The sequence below is a fragment of the Nonomuraea sp. NPDC052634 genome, assembly GCF_040678535.1.
Taxonomy (GTDB): Bacteria; Actinomycetota; Actinomycetes; order Streptosporangiales; family Streptosporangiaceae; genus Nonomuraea; species Nonomuraea fastidiosa.
Window position 1 is genome coordinate 494620 of record NZ_JBFATY010000002.1, and the last position, 17897, is coordinate 512516.

At 71.5% G+C, this 17897-nt stretch carries 19 protein-coding genes and 2 tRNA genes; 7 read left to right on the forward strand and 14 right to left on the reverse strand.

What is annotated here, in order from left to right; all coding sequences use genetic code 11:
* Nucleotides 1–582 precede the first annotated feature (582 nt).
* On the reverse strand, nucleotides 583–2199 hold the full coding sequence (locus AB0K67_RS14905; protein WP_364058897.1) for a hypothetical protein: 1617 nt from the start codon (nucleotides 2197–2199) through the stop codon (nucleotides 583–585).
* A 267-nt stretch (nucleotides 2200–2466) separates the two neighbouring features.
* Nucleotides 2467–3444: a thiamine-phosphate kinase gene (locus tag AB0K67_RS14910; protein ID WP_364058900.1), complete on the reverse strand. Its 978-nt coding sequence runs from the start codon at nucleotides 3442–3444 to the stop codon at nucleotides 2467–2469.
* Nucleotides 3445–3491: 47 nt separating this feature from the next.
* Between AB0K67_RS14910 and AB0K67_RS14915 the strand changes: the two genes are divergently transcribed.
* A complete protein-coding gene (locus AB0K67_RS14915) occupies nucleotides 3492–3725 on the forward strand; it encodes an Lrp/AsnC ligand binding domain-containing protein (RefSeq protein ID WP_364058903.1) in 234 nt (77 codons plus the stop codon).
* Between the two features lie 80 nt (nucleotides 3726–3805).
* On the forward strand, nucleotides 3806–4237 hold the full coding sequence (locus AB0K67_RS14920; protein WP_364058906.1) for a DUF3515 family protein: 432 nt from the start codon (nucleotides 3806–3808) through the stop codon (nucleotides 4235–4237).
* 10 nt (nucleotides 4238–4247) lie between these two features.
* Here AB0K67_RS14920 and AB0K67_RS14925 read toward each other — a convergent pair whose 3' ends face one another.
* The 3 genes from AB0K67_RS14925 to AB0K67_RS14935 form a co-directional block, all read right to left on the reverse strand.
* Complete coding sequence (locus tag AB0K67_RS14925) at nucleotides 4248–5345, reverse strand: D-alanine--D-alanine ligase family protein (protein WP_364058909.1); 1098 nt, start codon at nucleotides 5343–5345, stop codon at nucleotides 4248–4250.
* Nucleotides 5346–5408: 63 nt separating this feature from the next.
* Nucleotides 5409–6419, reverse strand: a complete 1011-nt coding sequence (locus tag AB0K67_RS14930) for an NAD(P)H-dependent glycerol-3-phosphate dehydrogenase (RefSeq protein WP_364058912.1) — start codon at nucleotides 6417–6419, stop codon at nucleotides 5409–5411.
* 4 nt (nucleotides 6420–6423) lie between these two features.
* Nucleotides 6424–7083 (reverse strand): lysophospholipid acyltransferase family protein, encoded by a 660-nt coding sequence (locus AB0K67_RS14935; RefSeq protein ID WP_364058915.1) that lies wholly within the window; start codon nucleotides 7081–7083, stop codon nucleotides 6424–6426.
* A 131-nt stretch (nucleotides 7084–7214) separates the two neighbouring features.
* On the opposite strand from AB0K67_RS14935, the gene cofC reads away from it, so the two are divergent.
* Nucleotides 7215–7865 carry a 2-phospho-L-lactate guanylyltransferase gene (gene cofC, locus AB0K67_RS14940; RefSeq protein ID WP_364058918.1) on the forward strand — a complete coding sequence of 217 codons (651 nt, stop codon included), beginning with the start codon at nucleotides 7215–7217 and terminating at the stop codon, nucleotides 7863–7865.
* A 45-nt stretch (nucleotides 7866–7910) separates the two neighbouring features.
* Entirely contained in the window at nucleotides 7911–8126 is a 216-nt protein-coding gene (locus tag AB0K67_RS14945) for a hypothetical protein (RefSeq protein WP_364058921.1), read from the forward strand.
* A gap of 90 nt (nucleotides 8127–8216) precedes the next feature.
* Here AB0K67_RS14945 and AB0K67_RS14950 read toward each other — a convergent pair whose 3' ends face one another.
* The 4 genes from AB0K67_RS14950 to leuC form a co-directional block, all read right to left on the reverse strand.
* Nucleotides 8217–8516: an HU family DNA-binding protein gene (locus AB0K67_RS14950; RefSeq protein WP_364058924.1), complete on the reverse strand. Its 300-nt coding sequence runs from the start codon at nucleotides 8514–8516 to the stop codon at nucleotides 8217–8219.
* A gap of 100 nt (nucleotides 8517–8616) precedes the next feature.
* Entirely contained in the window at nucleotides 8617–8856 is a 240-nt protein-coding gene (locus tag AB0K67_RS14955; RefSeq protein WP_364058927.1) for a hypothetical protein, read from the reverse strand.
* Nucleotides 8835–9422 carry a 3-isopropylmalate dehydratase small subunit gene (gene leuD, locus AB0K67_RS14960; RefSeq protein WP_364058930.1) on the reverse strand — a complete coding sequence of 196 codons (588 nt, stop codon included), beginning with the start codon at nucleotides 9420–9422 and terminating at the stop codon, nucleotides 8835–8837. Before leuD ends, AB0K67_RS14955 begins: the two co-directional genes overlap by 22 nt.
* 15 nt (nucleotides 9423–9437) lie before the next feature.
* Nucleotides 9438–10823 (reverse strand): 3-isopropylmalate dehydratase large subunit, encoded by a 1386-nt coding sequence (leuC, locus tag AB0K67_RS14965; RefSeq protein WP_364058933.1) that lies wholly within the window; start codon nucleotides 10821–10823, stop codon nucleotides 9438–9440.
* 61 nt (nucleotides 10824–10884) lie between these two features.
* Between leuC and AB0K67_RS14970 the strand changes: the two genes are divergently transcribed.
* Nucleotides 10885–11601 carry an IclR family transcriptional regulator gene (locus AB0K67_RS14970; RefSeq protein WP_364058936.1) on the forward strand — a complete coding sequence of 239 codons (717 nt, stop codon included), beginning with the start codon at nucleotides 10885–10887 and terminating at the stop codon, nucleotides 11599–11601.
* Between the two features lie 58 nt (nucleotides 11602–11659).
* Nucleotides 11660–13375 (forward strand): hypothetical protein, encoded by a 1716-nt coding sequence (locus tag AB0K67_RS14975; protein ID WP_364058939.1) that lies wholly within the window; start codon nucleotides 11660–11662, stop codon nucleotides 13373–13375.
* Nucleotides 13376–13780: 405 nt separating this feature from the next.
* On the opposite strand, the gene AB0K67_RS14980 is transcribed toward AB0K67_RS14975, so the two are convergent.
* From AB0K67_RS14980 to AB0K67_RS15000, 5 genes are all read right to left on the reverse strand, one after another.
* Nucleotides 13781–13853 (reverse strand) — tRNA-Glu (locus AB0K67_RS14980).
* A gap of 19 nt (nucleotides 13854–13872) precedes the next feature.
* Nucleotides 13873–13948 (reverse strand) — tRNA-Glu (locus AB0K67_RS14985).
* A gap of 82 nt (nucleotides 13949–14030) precedes the next feature.
* Nucleotides 14031–14180, reverse strand: a complete 150-nt coding sequence (locus AB0K67_RS14990; RefSeq protein ID WP_364058941.1) for a hypothetical protein — start codon at nucleotides 14178–14180, stop codon at nucleotides 14031–14033.
* Between the two features lie 540 nt (nucleotides 14181–14720).
* Nucleotides 14721–15341 (reverse strand): response regulator transcription factor, encoded by a 621-nt coding sequence (locus AB0K67_RS14995; protein WP_364058944.1) that lies wholly within the window; start codon nucleotides 15339–15341, stop codon nucleotides 14721–14723.
* Between the two features lie 40 nt (nucleotides 15342–15381).
* Entirely contained in the window at nucleotides 15382–16665 is a 1284-nt protein-coding gene (locus AB0K67_RS15000; protein WP_364058947.1) for a sensor histidine kinase, read from the reverse strand.
* 284 nt (nucleotides 16666–16949) lie between these two features.
* On the opposite strand from AB0K67_RS15000, the gene AB0K67_RS15005 reads away from it, so the two are divergent.
* Nucleotides 16950–17876: an alpha/beta hydrolase gene (locus AB0K67_RS15005; protein WP_364058950.1), complete on the forward strand. Its 927-nt coding sequence runs from the start codon at nucleotides 16950–16952 to the stop codon at nucleotides 17874–17876.
* Nucleotides 17877–17897: the final 21 nt, after the last annotated feature.

Consider the following 17897-nt stretch of genomic DNA (forward strand, 5'->3'; position numbering starts at 1 on the left):
CCTCAGGCTCACGAGCGACGCGTCCCCCACAGCGGTACCGTCCACGGGCGTCGCCTCGACCTGAGGCGGCACCGTCCACGCGCGGCGCGACCTGAGGCGGCACCATCCATGGGCGTCGCCTCGACCTGAGGCGGCACCGTCCACGGCGTCGCCTCAGGCCGTGGACACGTCCTGACAGCGGCGTTTTCCGCCATTCCGGGCAATCGGGTACCCACGGCCGTCCCCACGCGCTCTGTGTGGCGCTGAGACGCGCCCATGACGGCCATCACCCGGTACAGGGGCGCACAGCACAGCCTCTCGGCGACGACCGCGAGGCTGAGGCGACGTCGGCGATGCGCGGAGGAGAGCCGCGACGCGCGCAGTGCGCGGTAGCACCTGTCCACCACTCACCTGAAGGCGCGCAGGGACGATCGCCGCAGACGGCTGCGCGGCGGTCCATCAAGCGGGCGTCACGAACATCAAGCGGGCGTCACGAACCGCCATCAAGCGGGCGTCACGAACCGCGCGAAACGTCCACCCGTCCAAGACGCGCCGACCCCGGCAAGCCCGGGCGGAGAGAGGCTCCGCCCGGGGCGTGGAGGGTCAGCTGATGGCGCACTGGCCGGAGACCATGCCGCAGTTGCGGGCCTTGGCGCCCCTGCCGGTGGCGGTGAAGGACACCTTGACCGAGTCGCCGGCGGCAAGCGTGGTGGACAGGTCGAGGATCAGCAGGTCGCCGTCCTGGGTCCACTGCGCGCCGTCCACCTTCACGACCTTGCCCTCGACCGGCACGGACACGGTCGGGCTCTGCAGCGGCTGCGCGGACTCGTTCGACAGCGTCAGGTTCGCCTGGTACGTCGTCAGCCGCTGCTGGATGGTCTGCTTGACGTTGAGCGCACCGGTGTTGCCGAACGGCTGCTCGAACCCGAAGTCGTCGCCCACGCCGACGCTGTCGTCGCTGGGCGTCGGGGAGGGCTGGTCCTGCGGGGTGGTGCCGGTGTTGTTGTTGGTGCCGGCGTCGTCGAGCTGGGAGACCTCCTCGCTGGGCTCTTCGGAGGCGGTCTCCTGGATGTCCGGCGACGGCTCGGAGACCGGCTTCTCCTCCTGCTTCTTCGCCCTGGTCCTGGTGGGCGTCGGCGACGGGTCGGCGGTGCGGCGCGGCACCCCGGCGTTCATCGTGGGGGTCGGGGCCGCGGACTTGGAGGGCTCCTCGCTCTCCGTCGGCTCCTCCTCCACCGGCTCTTCCTCGGGCGCGGCCTCGGTCTCCTCCTCGGCGGGCCCGGACTCGGCGGGCGCGGGGCGCTGGTTGGGAGCCTGTACGGCGGCGCACGTCGTGCCCTCGCACTTGGCCGGGTCGCTGGAGCTCATGAACTTGACGCCCGCCACCGTGCCGCCGAGCACGACGGCCACGGCGGCCACGGACAGCAGCGCCACGCGGCCCTTGCCGGCCCCGGAGGGCGCGGCCGCGAGCGCGTCGTCGTCTCCGCCGCCGCCACGGCCCTGCCTGCGGCGGCCACGGCGGCCGCGCGGCTCGTCGTCTTCGTCGGGCCAGCCCGGGTCGGCGCCGAGGAAGGAGGTCTCGGCGTTCGCCCAGGCTGGGGTCGGTGCAGCGGTCGGCTCGCCGGCGACCTTGACGTCGCCGGGCTCGGGCGGGCCGCCGTAGACGGGGCTGGGCCCCGAGGGCGAGTCGAATCTCGCCGTACGGTCGTCCGGCGCTCCATCGAAGGAGGAGCCGAAGGGCTCACGCCGGTCCGCGTCGAACGGCCCTTGCTGGTCGATCGGCCCGTCGAACGTCCTGGTCCGCTCCTCGTACGAGCCCCGCTGGTCGTCGTCGAAGGCGCCGCGCTGGTCCCTCGGCGGGTCGAACAGCCCGCGCTGCTCGGCGGACAGGTCGGACAGTGTGTCACCGCTCTGCGCGTACGAGAGGCCGGGCTGCGTGCTCGTCTGGCCGGGGCCGCCGCCGAAGACGGCCGTCTGGTCGGCGGGGCCGGGAGCGGGCTGGTTCCACTCCGGCGGGCGGGCGAATGCGCCCGTCGTCTCGAACGGCCCGGCCTCATCCGGCCTGGAGTCGCGCCCAGGCTGCTGCGGGTAGGCGCCCGCGGGGTCGTTGCCCGGCGGGAACCCGCCGGGGACGTTGGTCGGCAGCGCGAAGGCCCCGGTGGTCTCGAACGGCTCCGACTGCGTCGCGCGCGGTGGCGGTGCGTCGGTACGCCGCGGCATCGGGGCCCACTGCCCCGTCACCTCGGGCTGGTCCGGCAGCGAGGGCCAGCCCGGCGGCTCGGCCTGCTCGTCAGGACCCCAAAAAGCGCTGTGCCCCCGTTCGTCCCCGTCTTCGGATCCACCTGTGCCGTGGCGGCCCATGGCTGCCCTTTCTTCCCGGTTACAGTGGCCGCCACTCTTCATAACACCTTTGCTACGCCGTTGTCACAGCAATCCCACTAGTCATACCCCAAACCGGGAAAATTTCACGTAAATCAGGACAAGTCGTCACCGAAAGTGATCCCACCCGCGCTGTCCGATTTCTCTCCCGAGCACGCTCACCCCGGAGCCCTCGGTCACCCGGCCCACGATATGCCACGGCTCCGGCAGCCGTACCTCGGCGGGGAAGGCCGCCGCCAGCGCGTGATCCTCGCCACCCGACAGCACCCACTCCAGCGCATCGGCCCCCAGCTCCTTGGCCGCCGCCGCCACCGGCTCGTCCAAGGTGAAGGGGGCGAAGGCGGCGGGATCCAGCTCCACGTGCACGCCGCTCGCCTGCGCGATGTGCCCCAGGTCCTGCAGCAGCCCGTCGCTGACGTCCAGCATGGCGCTCGCGCCCAGCTCGGCCGCCTCGATCCCGCTCTCGTACGGCGGGCACGGGCGCCGATGCCCCGCCACGGCCTCGGCCAGCGCGGGAGCGGCCACCGGAACCCCGGCCGACAGCAGCGCCAGCCCGGCGGCCGAGCGGCCGAGCCGGCCGGCCACCGCCACCACGTGCCCAGGCCGGGCCCCCGACCGGGTGACGGGAGCGCGCCCGCCGAGGTCGCCGAGCGCGGTCACGCCGAGAACGACCAGGTCGCAGCGGGTCACGTCGCCGCCGGCCACGCTCGCGCCCACGGTGGCGCACTCGTCGGCGAACCCGGCGGTCAGCTCGTCCAGCCAGTCCACCGGCAGGTCGGCGGGCAGGCCGAGGCCGACCACGAGGCAGGTGGGACGGGCACCCATGGCCGCGACGTCGGCGAGGTTCTGAGCGGCGGCCTTACGGCCCACGTCATAGCCGCCCGACCAGTCGCGGCGGAAGTGGCGGCCCTCGATCAGCAGGTCCGTCGAGACCGCGACGCGCCCGTCCGGGGCGCCGATGACGGCGGCGTCATCACCCGGGCCGAGCATCACCGCGTCGCCTTGGGGCAGACGTCCGGTGATGCGTTTTACCACACCGAATTCGCCGAGATCTCCGACTGTGATGACGCACCTCCTGACGCACACAGGGTACGGTGGCCCTTCGGCGTGATCCAATCGCCCGGGAGGACGTGATGGTGCAGGCCTACATCCTTATTCAGACCGAAGTCGGCAAGGCCGCCGCCGTGGCGCGCGAAATCTCCGGCATCCCCGGGGTCACGCGGGCCGAGGACGTGACGGGGCCCTACGACGTGATCGTGCGCGCGGAGGCCAACAACGTCGATGAGCTGGGCAAGCTCGTCGTGGCCCAGATTCAGGCGGTGCAGGGCATCACGCGTACGCTTACGTGTCCGATCGTCCATATCTGACGGCATATCTGACGGAAACATCTGACGAAAACATCTGACGGGCGCGCACGCGCCCCTGTCGCGGAGGTAGTGGTCGTCGCATGCGTGTCGCCGCCGTCCTGCTCGTTCTCCTCGCACTCGCCGGTTGCGGCGGCACGGTGCAGGTCGAGCCGCCCAGGCCCGAGGGCGAGGCGGCGGCGGCCTGCGACCGGCTGGCGCCGCTGCTGCCCGAGACGCTCGACGGCGAGGAGCGCGGCACCTCGGAGCCGGCCTCCCCGTACGTCGCCGTCTGGGGCTCGGGCGTCATCGCGCTGCGCTGCGGCGTGCCGCGGCCGGCGCGCATGGCGCCCACCGACCAGTTGCAGGAGATCGGCGGCGTGGGCTGGTTCTCCGACCCGGACAAGCCCGCGCTGTTCACGGCCGTGACCGACACCGCGTACGTCGAGGTCACGATCGGCGGCGAGCACGTACCGGCCGAGGTGCTCACCGACCTGTCGAAGCCGATCGCGCAGGCCACCGCGCCGGCGGCCTGACCCGAGATCTTCAGCGCAGCCCGGCCCGTCGCTGCAGCGCGAGCTGGATGAGCCGGTCGACCAGCTCCGGGTACGACAGCCCTGAGGCGGCCCAGAGCTGCGGCGCCACCGACAGCGACGTGAACCCCGGCATGGTGTTGATCTCGTTGAAGATGAGCTTGCCGTCGGGGGTGTAGAAGAAGTCGACCCGGGCGAGCCCCTCGCAGTCGAGCGCCTCGAACGCCCGCACCGCCATCGCCCGCAGCTCCTCGGTGGTCTCCGGCGGGATGTCGGCGGGCACCGTGAGCGACATCTGGTCGGGGTAGTACTTCGCCTCGAAGTCGAAGAACTCCTGCCCGCCCTCGACCTTCACCTCGCCGGGCAGCGACGCGGCCGCTCGCTCGTCGCCCAGCGACTGCAGCACCGCGCACTCGATCTCGCGGCCGGCGATCGCCGCCTCGATGAGCACCTTGGGGTCGTGCTCCCTGGCGAACTCGACGGCCTCCTCCAGCTCGGCGCGGTCGTGCGCCTTGGAGATGCCTTGGGACGAGCCGGCCCTGGCGGGCTTGACGAAGACCGGGTAGCCGAGCTCCTCGGCCTCCTTGAGCACGGCCTCGCGGTTGAGCCGCCAGTCGCGGTCGCGTACGACGACGTAGCGGCCGATCGGCAGGCCCGCCGCGGCCATCACGGTCTTCATGTACGCCTTGTCCATGCCGACGGCGCTGGCCAGCACGCCGGAGCCGACGTAGCGGACGCCCGCCATCTCGAGCAAGCCCTGGATGGTGCCGTCCTCGGCGAACGGGCCGTGCATCACGGGGAACACCACGTCGACCGTGCCGAGCTCGACCGGGATGCTGCCCTGGTCGTACGCCACGAGACTGCCGCCGCCGCCCGAGGGCAGCGCGAGCGCCGCACCTGAGGTGTCGACGACCGGCAGCTCGCCGGACTCGATGGCGAACCGCTGGTGGGAAGCGGCCAGCACCCACCTGCCGTCCTGGGCGATCCCGATCGGGATCACCTCGTACTTGGTCCTGTCGATCGCCTCCAGCACGCTGCCCGCGCCCATCAGGGACACGGCGTGCTCGGAATTGCGACCTCCGAAAACGACGGCGACGCGTGGCTTGCTCATGGTGTCCGAATCTACCGGGGTGTACCGGTCACAGCGAGCCGAGCACGCCGTATTCAGGTCATTTCACAACCCGTATCGTTCCGGCTTCGGTGAGCGCGACATCAGCAGCATGCCCGCCTCGGCCGGAGACATGCCGTCGTGCACGACTCCGACGACGACCTCCGTGATCGGCATCTCCACGTCGTGCTTCCTCGCCAGCTCCAGCACCGACTCGCACGACTTGACGCCCTCGGCGGTCTGCTTGGTGGCGGCGACGACCTCCTCCAGCGTCATGCCGCGCCCGAGGTTCTCGCCGAACGTGCGGTTGCGCGACAGCGGGGAGGTGCAGGTGGCGACCAGGTCGCCCATGCCGGCCAGGCCGGCGAAGGTGTGGGGGTCGGCTCCGAGCGCCGCGCCGAGCCGGGAGATCTCGGCCAGGCCGCGCGTGATGAGCATGGCGCTGACGTTGTCGCCCATGCCCATGCCCGCGGAGACGCCGACGGCGAGCGCGATGACGTTCTTCACCGCGCCGCCCAGCTCGACGCCGACGACGTCGGGGTTGGTGTACGGCCGGAACCACGGCGGCAGGTGGCAGATCGCCTGCAGCCGCTCGGCCACGCTCTCGTCGGTGCAGGCCACCACGGTCGCGGCGGGCTGGCGGTGGGCGATCTCCTGGGCGAGATTGGGCCCGGAGACGACGGCGACCCGCTCGCCGGGCACCTCGGCGACCTCGCGGATCACCTCGCTCATCCGCTTGGTGGTGCCCAGCTCGATGCCCTTCATCAGGCTGACCAGCACCGCGCGCGGCGGGATGTACGGTTTCCACGCCGTGAGGTTGGGCCGAAGCTGCTGTGACGGCACCGCGAGCACCACGAAGTCGGCGCCCGCCAGCGCACGCTCGGGGTCGGTGGTGGCCCGCAGGGAGGGCGGCAGCGGCACGCCGGGCAGGTAGTCGGGGTTGGCGTGGTCGCGGTCGATGGCCTCGACCAGCTCCTTCCTGCGGCCCCACAGCGTGACCTCGTTGCCCGCCTCCGCCAGGATCATCGCGAACGTGGTGCCCCACGAACCCGTGCCGAACACGGCTGCCTTCGTCATGCGCTCACCGCCTCGACGGGTCGTAGGGGGTATCGGGGGCCTTCTCGCCGCGCAGCTCGGCGAGCTGCGCGGTGACCGCGGCCATGATGTCGGCCGTGGCCGCGCGCAGCACGTCGGCGCGCAACGGCTTGCCCTCGTACTTCGACAGGTCCACCGGCGGGCCCACGCTCACGTGGAACGTCTTGCGCGGGAACAGCCTGGGCCGCTTCGAGCCGTACGGCAGCAGCTCGTGTGCGCCCCAGTGGGCCACGGGGATGACCGGGGCGCCGCTTTGCAGCGCGAGCCTGGCCGCGCCGGTCTTGCCGACCATCGGCCACAGGTCGGGATCGCGGGTGCAGGTGCCCTCGGGGTAGAAGAGGATCGCGCACCCGTTGGCCAGCCGCTCCTCTGAGATCCGCAGCGACTTGGCGGCCTCGCTGCTGCCCCGCTCGACGGGGATGGCGAGCAGCGAGGAGATGGCCCGGCCGAGGAACGGCACCTTGAACAGCCCCGACTTGGCCAGAATGACCGGCCAGCGGCCGTGGTTGTACAGGAAGTGCGACAGCAGCACGGGATCGGTCCACGACAGGTGGTTCGCCGCGATGATCACGCCGCCGGTCCTCGGGATGCGGTCGCCGTTGCGCCAGTCCTTCTTGACCAGGAGCCAGGACAGTGGTTTCACCACGACGACTGCCAGGGTCTCCCAGAAACGCGGTGGTCTCGTGGGGCGGCTCATGGTCTTCCTCCAACACGTACGGGATGCGCCCCAAGTCTCCCGGTTGGCCGCGCGGGCTGTCGAGGCGCGATGCTTACCCTATGAGCATCCGCTGGTCCCTGGTGATTCCGGTGAAGACGCTGGTCGCGGCGAAGACCCGGCTGGCGGCCGCGACGGGGCCCCATCGCACGCGGCTGGCCGTGGCCGTGGCCTGCGACACCGTGGCCGCCGCGCTGGCCTGCCCGCCGGTCGCGCGGGTCATCGTGGTGACGGCCGATCCCGCCGCCGCGGGGCCGCTGGCCGCGCTGGGCGCCGATGTGGTGCCGGATCCCGACCGGGGGCTGAACACCGCCCTGCGCACGGGCGCCGCGCACGCCGTACGCGTCGCGCCCGATGACGCGGTGGGCGCGCTCCAGGCCGACCTGCCCGCGCTGCGCCCGGCCGAGCTGGCGGTGGCGCTGGAGGCGGCGGCCGAGTTCGACCAGGCGTTCGTGCCCGACGCGCTCGACGTCGGCACCACGTTCTACGGGGTACGGCCGGGGCAGCCGTTCACGCCGAGGTTCGGCGGCGAGTCGCGGGCCAAGCACCTGGCGGTCGGGGCCAAGGAGCTGTGCGTGCCGGGGATCGACTCCGTGCGCCGCGACGTGGACACCCCCGACGACCTGCGCGCCGCCATCCGGCTGGGCCTCGGGCGGCACACGGCCGCCGTGGTCGCCGAGCTGTGGCCGGACGCCGGTCTGGACCCCGCCTGAATCCCTCGGCTCCTCGGGCGGCGGGCCGGCGCTTAAGCTGGTGGCGTGCAGGCGACCGTACGCAGTTTCGACCAGGCCACCCGTTCCGGCACGGTCTTCCTCGACGACGGTGCCGTGCTCCCGTTCGGCACGGCCGCGTTCGACGCGGGCCCGCTGCGGCTGCTCCGCTCCGGCCAGCGGGTCAATCTCGGCATGAGGGACGGCGAGATCACCTACATCACGCTGTCCACGTTCCCGGTGCCGGAGGCCTTCACGTCCTGACGCGCCGGCCCGTCCGCAGGTCCGTCTCAAGGCGTCCGGACACGCGGACGCCCGGGCCGCGTGGCCCGGGCGTTCAGCGGTCCGCTGTATTTACTTCTTCTTGCCGATTTTCTTGCCGCCCTCGTTCACCAGTTCTTTGAAATCGGAACCGGGACGGAACTTGGGCGCCCAGCTCTCCGGCACGTTGATTTCCGCGCCGGTGGACGGATTGCGCGCCGTGCGGGCGGGCTTGTTCACCATCTCGAACGCGCCGAAGCCCGTGATCGAGACCTTGTCGCCGCCGGCCACGGCCTTCTGGATGGTGTCGATGACCGCGTTGACGGCCTCCGTGGCCGTCTTCCTGTCGCCCACCCGATCCGCGATGGCCTCGACGAGTTCTCGCTTGTTCATGAAAGTCCTGCTCCCCCAGTTACGGCTCGGGGTTCCAGCTCACGAGTTCGACGTAGAAACCCCTTACGGGCTCTGAAAGTAGGCGGGATCGCGTATGAACTCAATCACCGAGCGGGTTTTCTTCACTACGTGGCGTGTCGAAAGCCTCGTCAAGGGCGCGCAGAAACGCGTCGAGGCGCATCGCGGCCCTTTCCCGGTCGTGCTTGGCCAGGTCGCAGATCGCGAGATAGCGGCGCGCGAGGCGTTCCCTGCGGTCGGCGGGCAGCATGCGGACGCGGCGGTGCGCATCGCGCAACCGCCGCGCCAGTTCGTCGTCGTCTAGACGGTCGTCGGCAGCCATGGCTGCCGACCATTCTCGTACGCCGCCACTTCGCTCTCGTGACGCAGGGTCAGGCCGATGTCGTCGAGACCCTCCATCAGCCGCCAGCGGGTGTAGTCGTCGATCTCGAACGGGACCGTCTGGCCGCCCCAGCGGACCTGGCGTTCGACCAGGTCGACGGTCACCTCCAGCTTCGGGTCTGCCTCGACGGCGGCCTGCAGCTCCTCGACCTTCTCGCCCGGCAGGACAACCGGGAGCAGGCCCATCTTGGTGGCGTTGTTGCGGAAGATGTCGCCGAAGCGGGCCGAGATCACGACGCGGAACCCGTACTGCTGCAGCGCCCACACGGCGTGCTCGCGCGAGGAGCCGGTGCCGAAGTCGGGGCCGGAGACCAGGATCGAGCCGCCCTCGTAGGCGGGGTTGTTGAGCACGAAATCGGGGTCCTCGCGCCAGGCGGCGAACAGCCCCTTCTCGAAGCCGGTGCGGCTGACCTGCTTGAGCCAGACGGCCGGGATGATCTGGTCGGTGTCGACGTTGCTGCGGCGCAGCGGCACCGCCGTACCGGTGTGGGTGGTGAAGGCTTCCATGGAACGTGGTCTCCCTTACAGGTCGGCGGGTGCGGTGAGGCGGCCGGTGACGGCGGTCGCGGCGGCGACCTGCGGCGACACCAGGTGAGTGCGGCCACCCTTGCCCTGGCGGCCCTCGAAGTTGCGGTTGGAGGTGGAGGCGCTGCGCTCGCCCGGCTTGAGCGTGTCGGGGTTCATGCCGAGGCACATCGAGCAGCCGGCCGCGCGCCACTCGGCGCCCGCGGCCTGGAAGATCTCGTGCAGGCCCTCCTCCTCGGCCTGCTTCTTGACCATCATCGAGCCGGGCACGACCAGCGTGCGGGTCTTGACCTTGCGGCCCTTGAGGATCTCGGCGGCGGAGCGGAGGTCCTCGATGCGGCCGTTGGTGCACGAGCCGACGAACACGGTGTCGACCACGATGTCGCGCAGCGGCGTGCCGGCGGTGAGCCCCATGTACTCCAGGGCCCGCTCGGCGGCGGCGCGCTCGACCGGGTCGGAGAAGCTCTCCGGCGAGGGGACGGACTCGCCCAGCGGCAGGCCCTGACCGGGGTTGGTGCCCCACGTGACGTACGGGGTCAGCGTGGAGGCGTCGATCTCCACGACCTTGTCGAAGACGGCGTCCTCATCGGTGCACAGCGACTTCCAGTACTCGACCGCCTGGTCCCACAGCTCGCCCTTCGGCGCGTGGGGGCGGCCTTTCAGGTACGCGAACGTGGTCTCGTCGGGGGCGATCATGCCGGCCCGCGCGCCCGCCTCGATCGACATGTTGCAGATGGTCATGCGGCCCTCCATGGAGAGCTTGCGCACGGCCTCGCCGCGGTACTCCACGATGTGGCCCTGGCCGCCGCCGGTGCCGATCTTGGCGATGATGGCCAGGATCAGGTCCTTGGCGGTGACGCCGACGGGCAGCTCGCCGCTGACCTCGATGGCCATCGTCTTGGGCCGGTAGGCGGGCAGCGTCTGCGTGGCGAGCACGTGCTCGACCTCGGAGGTGCCGATGCCGAACGCGATCGCGCCGAACGCGCCGTGCGTGGAGGTGTGAGAGTCGCCACACACGATGGTCATGCCGGGCTGGGTGAGCCCGAACTGGGGGCCGATGATGTGGACCACGCCCTGGCCGTCGTCGCCCATCGGATGGAGCCGGATGCCGAACTCGGCGGCGTTCTTGCGCAGGGTCTCCACCTGCGTCTTGGACACCGGGTCGGCGATGGGGCCGAGCACGGTCGGCACGTTGTGGTCCTCGGTGGCGATGGTGAGATCGGGCCGTCGCACCTTGCGCCCGGCGAGCCTGAGCCCGTCGAACGCCTGCGGACTGGTCACCTCGTGGATGAGGTGCAGGTCGATATAGAGCAGGTCCGGTTCGCCCTCCGCACGACGGACTACGTGCTGCTCCCAGACCTTCTCGGCCAGTGTGCGGCCCATGATCTCCTCCTTGAGAATCTCCGACTTGCTTTCTCATATGTCGAGACTGCAGTATCGGTGTATGGACAACTCTAGCGGAGTCGGAGTACTCGACAAGGCGGTTCTTGTACTCAATGCCCTTGAAGCGGGACCCGCTTCACTGGCCCAGCTCGTCCAGGCCACCGGTCTGGCCCGCCCCACTGCCCACCGGCTGGCCGTCGCTCTTGAGCACCACCGCATCGTGAGCCGCGACACGCAGGGACGGTTCGTCCTCGGACCGAGGCTGTCGGAGTTGTCCACCGCCGCCGGCGAGGACCGGCTGCTCGCGGTCGCGGGACCCATATTGATGCAGCTTCGTGACCTGACCGGGGAGAGCGCGCAGCTCTACCGGCGCCAGGGCGACGAGCGCGTGTGCGTGGCCGCCGCCGAGCGGGCCAGCGGCCTGCGCGACACGGTGCCCGTCGGGTCCGCGTTGCCCATGACGGCGGGCTCGGCGGCGCAGATCCTGCTGGCGTGGGAGGAGCCCGACCGGCTGCACCGCGGTCTGCGCGGCGCCAAGTTCACCGCGGCGACCCTGGCCTCCGTACGCCGCCGCGGGTGGGCGCACAGCGTCGGCGAGCGTGAGCAGGGTGTGGCGAGCGTCTCGGCGCCGATAAGGGGCGCGGGCGGCAAGGTGATCGCGGCGGTGTCGGTCTCGGGGCCCATCGAGCGGCTGACGAGGGCGCCCGGCAGGCTCCACGCGGTGCCGGTCATGGCCGCCGCCGAGCGGATCACCGAGGCCATGCGCCGCTCATCATGATCCGTGAAAGGCGGTATTTCGGGAGCCGACAGCCTCGCGGGCGCACTAGCCTGAGTGCGTGACAGATCGCATCGAGGTAGCCGCCACTGAGCTGCGACCCCTGCTCGAAGAGTTCATCGTGTGGGCGCGTACGAACGCGCCCGAGAGCGACCCGGAGCTGGTGGGGCCCGCCGCGCTGTGGCACCGTCTCGCCTTCTCGCAGGACCTCGGCACGTGGAAGCGCGCCGACCTGCGTAACCTGCTGCTCGACCGCATGCCGAAGGTCGTGGAGGACCCCGACGCGGCCGCCGACGGGATGCTCCCGGCCGTCGACGCCTACCTGACCTTCCTGTCCAGCACAGGCCGGCTCAACAAGGGCTCCGACTCCCTCGCCGATCTGCAGGCCGAGCTCGACGATGTCGAGGACGAGTTCGTCGATCTCATGGAGGAGCTGATCGAGGACGGCGAGGGCGGCGACGAGGAGGACGAGACCGGCGATCTCGGCGACTTCGAGCCGTTCGCCGACGAGCTGGCCGAGCTGGACACGGTCAGGCTGCGCCCCGACGCAGAGCTCGCCGCGGCGGCCCGCCAGGTGCCGCTCATCGCCAAGGCCCGCGACCTCGCGGTGTGGGTGGGCACAGGACGCAAGGTGGGCGAGGAGACGCTGCTCACCGATGCCGAGGTCCTGGAGGCGCTGGAGGCCGTCGGGCTGCCCGAGCCCGAGACCGACGGGCCCGTCTCCGAGGCCGTTCCCGAGCTGTGGAACATCTGGAACCTCGCCGTCGATCTCGAATTCCTCGAGCCAGGCGAAGGCGGCACCGTCACCGTCCAGGACGACACCGCCGAGTGGCCGTTCGAGGACGACGACGACGTGCTCGACGCCTGGATGCTCGGCATCCACTCCGTCGACTACGGCGACCCCGAGCTCGACGACGACGATCTCACGATGGCGCTGGCCGGCCTGACCCGGGGCCTGCTCGTCCGGCTGCTGCTCGCCGGCGGCTCGCGCGAGCTCGACGGGCTCGCCCGCGAGCTGAAGGAGGCCGCCGCCGAGCTCGACGAGCTGGGCACCGATGCCTGGGAGGCGGCCGGCGACCCGCTGGCCTCCTCGATCGAGTGGCTGACCGGCTACGGCATGCTCGAGCGCGACGGCGACGTGCTGCGCCTCACCCCGCTCGGCACCGAAGGCGTCGTCCACCTGATCGACGACGCCGACCTCGAAGTGGACGCCCGCCCGGCGATCGACTCCATGAGCGCGCACGATCTGCTCGCGCTCAGCGCCGAACTGCCCGAGGACGAGGCCGACGCCGAGTTCGCCGCGTGGATGCGGCTGCGCGAGCCCGCCAAGGCCGCCGAGGAGCTGCTTGCGGCCGCCGCCGAGGACGACAGCGACGCGCTCATCAGGGTGCAGGCCGCCAGCGTGGTCGGCACCCTGGGCGAGGCCGCCATCCCGGCCTGGCAGGCGGCGCTCGACCAGCCGTCGCTGCGCCCGTACGCGGCCACCCACCTCAGCCAGCTCGGCGTCGAGGGCGCGCCGGAGCCGACTCCCGACGACACCCACTGGCTGATCCTCGACATGTGGACGATCTCGGCCGGGCTCGGCCGCGCCGAGTTCGTCAGCAGCCTGCGCGACATCGGGCCCGAGATGGTCGGCAACCTGCTCGATGTGATCTGGAAGATTCCGCATGCTCACGTGGAGGAGCTGCTCGACCTGATCTCGCAGGTCCACCCCGACAAGCAGGTGGCCAAGGCGGCGCGGCGCGCGCTGTTCAAGGCCCGTTCCAAGAAGAAGTGACACCCGCCGGGTGCCGCCGCCCCGCCTGACGAGCGCGTCGGCACCCACGAGGTTTTTCCGGGAATTTCCGGTACGAGAGACGAAGCTCACACCACGGTTCTCGGGAAGCGGAGGCCCGTGGGCGGAATCCCGCCATGCGGACGGAAACCGCGGCAGCACCCCTGCGAACGGAAACCGGCGAAGGCGCGAGGGCGCCAGACGAACGGAAACGGGCGAGTGCTCGGCGGACGGAATGGGAGGGCTACTCGGCGGACGGAAACGGGCGAGCCCAGGAGACGGAAACGGGGGCGGCCAAGCTGACCGAAACGGGAGGGCGCCCGGCCAGCGAAAGCGGGCGAATGGGCATACACGCGGGCAGACAAAAAGCCCCGGGCCTTGAGCACCGGAGCTGATTGCTGCTGACAGTAGTCCCGACCGGATTCGAACCGGCGCTACCGCCTTGAGAGGGCGGCGTCCTGGGCCACTAGACGACGGGACCTTGGTGCGCTTGCGTGCAGTGGTAGTCCCGACCGGATTCGAACCGGCGCTACCGCCTTGAGAGGGCGGCGTCCTGGGCCACTAGACGACGGGACCCTGTCCACAAGCTGCGTGTGCCGGGGGCTCGCCCCGGCGACGCAGGTAACTCTACCGCACCTGGAAGACCACTCCAAACCGCTTAATGGCCCATCAGATCGGGCCTGTAACGGCGGACCCAGTCCCCCATGGGGCCGCGCTGCCAGGCCGGGTCGAATTCGCCCAGCGGAATCGTCACCTCCGGCCGGCCCGTCGCCTGGTCCACGGGCACGCGGGCCAGGCGCTCGCGCATCCAGGACGGGATGCGCGGTGGCACCGTACGCTGCCCCAGCCGATGAGCCCGGCCGAGCGCAGCGCCCCAACGAGCGCGTGGCCACCGTGCTGCACCGGCCGAAGGCCGCAGCGCGACCTCGCCGTCCTGTCTCGCGCCCACCGCGACTCACCGGCCGAGGGCCGCGGAACGACGGGTGCCTCGCGTGTGACGGCCTTCACCGTGCATCGCCCCGGCCGCCTGCAACCCGCCGACCTCCGTCTACCGGAGGGTGTGAGTCGTCGTCAACAGCCGTGCGCCGGCCAGCGGCCTTCAGTCGAACGGCGCCGAGCACCCACCGACCGCACCGCACAGGCGGCAGGCAGCGGGCGCCGCTCAGCTGGCGTGGGGGGACGATCACCGGCTGCGGCGACCCGGTGTCCGTCGAGAGCCATCCGACCTCAGACGAGGGGCGAAATGGGGCTGCGCGAAGGGCGCGGCCATCGGCTGCGGCGGCCCAATGTCCGTCTGGAGTCGCCCGGCCACGGACGAGGGCGGGGTGGGTGTGCGGGGGCCGGGGTGTCAGGTGGTCAGGAGGCCGCGGCGGTAGGCCTCGCCGACGGCGGCCGCGCGGTCGCGGACGTCCAGCTTGGCGTAGATGTGCAACAAGTGTGTCTTGACGCTGGCCTCGCTGATGAACAGGGCGGCGGCGGCCTCCTTGTTCGTGGCGCCCTCGGCGACCAAGCGCAAAACCTCGAGCTCGCGCGGGCTCAATCGCCCACGGGCGGGTCTGCGTACCTGGTCGGCGAGGCGGCCGGCCACGGCGGGAGCCAGCACGGTCTCGCCTCGGTGAGTGGCCAGGACGGCGCGGGCCAGCTCGGCGGGCGGGGCGTCCTTGAGGAGGTAGCCGGTGGCGCCGGCTTCGAGCGCGGGCAGGACGTCGTTGTCGAACGTGGTCAGCACCAGCACCCGGGGACCTGTGCCGGCCAGCCGCCGGATGGCGGTCATGCCGTCCATGCCGGGCATGCGCAGGTCCATGAGGATGACGTCGGGCGACAGGTCGGCGGCCAGGCGGACGGCCTCCTCGCCGTCGCCCGCCTCCCCCACCACCACGATGTCATCGGCGGCTTCGCGGGCGAGCGCCGCGCACAGGCCGTCGCGGACGATCGGATGATCGTCGGCTATCAGCACCCGCACCGGCATCAAAGCTCCCTCCCGATGTGACGATTGTCGCAGCGTCCCGTCACCGGCCGCCGTCCGTTCCGTCAGGAGGCGGGATGGCGGGTACGGCGGCGGCGATCGCGGTGCCGGAGCCCGGCTCGGACTCGACGGTCAGCGTGCCGCCGACGCCGCCGGCCCGCTGCCGCATGCCGTCCAGGCCGAAGCCGTCAGATCGCCGCTGCGGCACGAACCCGCGCCCGTCGTCGCGGATGTCCAGAAGGACGAGTTCGTCGGTGTACGTCAAGGTGAGAGCCGTTCTGGTGGCCTGGGCGTGCTTGGCGACGTTGGCCAATGCCTCCTGGGCGATGCGGAACAGGGCGGACTCCACGTCGGGAGCCAGGGCGACAGGTGTGCCGGCGACCTCGAAGCGCAGGTTCACGCCCGACGTCTCGGCCCACGAGTCGGCCATGTGCCGCAGGGCCTGGGGCAGCTCGGTCGACTCCAAGGGCTCTGGACGCAGGGCGCTGATGGAGCGGCGGGTCTCGGCCAGGCCGCGGCGGGCCAGCTCGGCGGCCCTGTCGAGGTGCTCGCTGCCCGGTCCGGCGGCGGCGCGGGCGGCGTCGAGCTGGCCGATGAGGGCCACGAGGTCCTGGGCGAGCGTGTCGTGGATCTCCCCGGCAACGCGGTGCCGCTCGTCCAGCACGCCCGCCCGCCTGGCCTGGTCGAGGAGGCGGGCGTTCAGCTCGGCGTTCTCGTCCATGGCGGCGCGCAGGCGCTCCACGAGGCGGCGGCGTTTGTCGTGCTCGGCGGCGACGTACCAGCCCGCGGCCACCAGCGGCACGGCCACGCCGGCGAGCACCGTGAGCAGGGTGTCGCGGTCGCCGGGACCGGCCTGGGCGGCGACGCAGACGAGGGCGGTCAGCGTGACCCCGGCCATGACCAGGCGGGCCGGGAACATGCCGATCGCCAGCGGGTAGCCGATCGAGGCGAACACCACGAATCCCGGGGCCTTGAGCGTCAGCCCGGCGGCGATGGCCTGCAGGACGACGAAGTGGCCGACGACCAGTGCCCGCCGCCGTTCACGTACGGGATGAAGCCACGCGACGGGCGCCAGCCACACCGCCGCCAGCAGCGCCAGGAACGGCCACGGCACGCCCGCCCACGCCGCCGCCACCGGATCCGCCTCTCCAGGCCCTTGAGGGCGCTCCTGAGACGTCCAGATCGCGAGCGGGCCCGCCAGCCAGGACGGCAGACGTTCGGGAGTGCTCAAAGCCGGTGGGGCGCCGAGGACGGTCGCGAGCGAGCCGAGCGCGAGCAGGCCGTAGCCCAGCCCGGCGAAGATCCACCGCTCGCGGCCCTCCCCCACCGCCATCCTTCGCCCCCGCCAACGGCCCTCCCCCATCGTGATCCTCCGCCCGAGCCTCCGCCCCTCCGCCACCGTGTTCCTCCGCGTCCGCCCGCGGCCCTCCCCGACCGCCTGCGGTTCCCGCTCGTCGGCCGTCCCCCGAGCGGGCTGTCCGTGGCCGTTGTGGCTGGTCATGGTGTCGAGCCTGGCACAGCATCGACCGATCGGTGGATGGCCGGCGTCCACCGCTTCTGCGGCCGGTCAGGCGATGTGCGGCATGCCCCGCCGAGGCGAGCATCGAAGACATGAAGGACACGACTCGCAGAACGGTTCTCAAGCTCGCCGCCGCCGGTGCCGGGGCGGTGGCCGCAACGTCGGTGGCCCGGCCGAAGAAGGAGATCACCACGTACGTCTTCGTCAGCGGCTCGAACGGCGGCACCACGGCCGACTCCGAGCTGGTGCTGCGCGGCCACCGCACGGTCGGCGTGGACCTGCCGGGGCACGCGCTGGACGCGCAGTTCCACCGCGCCTACCAGGCGCCGCAGGACCTGAAGGCGCTGGCCACGCTCAAGTCGCCGATGGCGAAGGTGCGGCTGGAGGACTACGTGGAGGCGACGGTCAAGGTGGTGCGCCGGGTCGCCGAGTACGGGCCGGTGATCCTGGTGGGCGGCAGCCTGGGCGGCGCGACGATCACGAAGGTGGCCGACGAGGTGCCGGACCTGATCGACACGCTCGTGTACGACGCCGCGTACTGCTGCACCCGCCTGCGCTCCCCCAACGACTACGCCGCCGCCCCGGAGGGGCGGACGAGCCTGGCGGCGAGCCTGGTGGACGGCATCGTGGCGGACCCCACGGTGATCGGCGCGGTGCGCATCAACTGGCGCTCGGCGAACCCGAAGTTCCTGGACGCGGCCAAGAAGGCGTTCATGGCCGAGGGCGGCGAGGGCGAGTTCATGGCCCTGCTGAACGGGCTGCTGCCGGACGAGAGCATGCTCGTGCAGGGCGCCGACGCCCGCGGCCGGAAGGACAGGTGGGGCCGGGTGCGCCGGGTCTACATCCGCCACACCAAGGACCGGATGATCCCGATCGCGCTGCAGGACCGGATGATCAGGGAGGCGGACGCGGCCACGCCGGGCAACAGGTTCAAGGTTTTCACGGTGGCCACCTCGCACGCGCCGACAAGGCAGGCGTACAAGGAGATCTCCGAAATTCTGCATCGGTTGGCGAAATGAAAAAACGGACGTCTCACCGGG

Bases quoted from the DNA above. Each gene is read 5' to 3' on its own strand.
- AB0K67_RS14905 (WP_364058897.1), bottom strand. From the start codon at position 2,199: ATGCCGCGGCGTACCGACGCACCGCCACCGCGCGCGACGCAGTCGGAG.
- AB0K67_RS14915 (WP_364058903.1), top strand. From the start codon at position 3,492: ATGGTGCAGGCCTACATCCTTATTCAGACCGAAGTCGGCAAGGCCGCC.
- AB0K67_RS14920 (WP_364058906.1), top strand. From the start codon at position 3,806: ATGCGTGTCGCCGCCGTCCTGCTCGTTCTCCTCGCACTCGCCGGTTGC.
- AB0K67_RS14925 (WP_364058909.1), bottom strand. From the start codon at position 5,345: ATGAGCAAGCCACGCGTCGCCGTCGTTTTCGGAGGTCGCAATTCCGAG.
- AB0K67_RS14930 (WP_364058912.1), bottom strand. From the start codon at position 6,419: ATGACGAAGGCAGCCGTGTTCGGCACGGGTTCGTGGGGCACCACGTTC.
- cofC (WP_364058918.1), top strand. From the start codon at position 7,215: ATGAGCATCCGCTGGTCCCTGGTGATTCCGGTGAAGACGCTGGTCGCG.
- AB0K67_RS14950 (WP_364058924.1), bottom strand. From the start codon at position 8,516: ATGAACAAGCGAGAACTCGTCGAGGCCATCGCGGATCGGGTGGGCGAC.
- AB0K67_RS14955 (WP_364058927.1), bottom strand. From the start codon at position 8,856: ATGGCTGCCGACGACCGTCTAGACGACGACGAACTGGCGCGGCGGTTG.
- leuD (WP_364058930.1), bottom strand. From the start codon at position 9,422: ATGGAAGCCTTCACCACCCACACCGGTACGGCGGTGCCGCTGCGCCGC.
- leuC (WP_364058933.1), bottom strand. From the start codon at position 10,823: ATGGGCCGCACACTGGCCGAGAAGGTCTGGGAGCAGCACGTAGTCCGT.
- AB0K67_RS14970 (WP_364058936.1), top strand. From the start codon at position 10,885: ATGGACAACTCTAGCGGAGTCGGAGTACTCGACAAGGCGGTTCTTGTA.
- AB0K67_RS14990 (WP_364058941.1), bottom strand. From the start codon at position 14,180: ATGCGCGAGCGCCTGGCCCGCGTGCCCGTGGACCAGGCGACGGGCCGG.
- AB0K67_RS14995 (WP_364058944.1), bottom strand. From the start codon at position 15,341: ATGCCGGTGCGGGTGCTGATAGCCGACGATCATCCGATCGTCCGCGAC.
- AB0K67_RS15005 (WP_364058950.1), top strand. From the start codon at position 16,950: ATGAAGGACACGACTCGCAGAACGGTTCTCAAGCTCGCCGCCGCCGGT.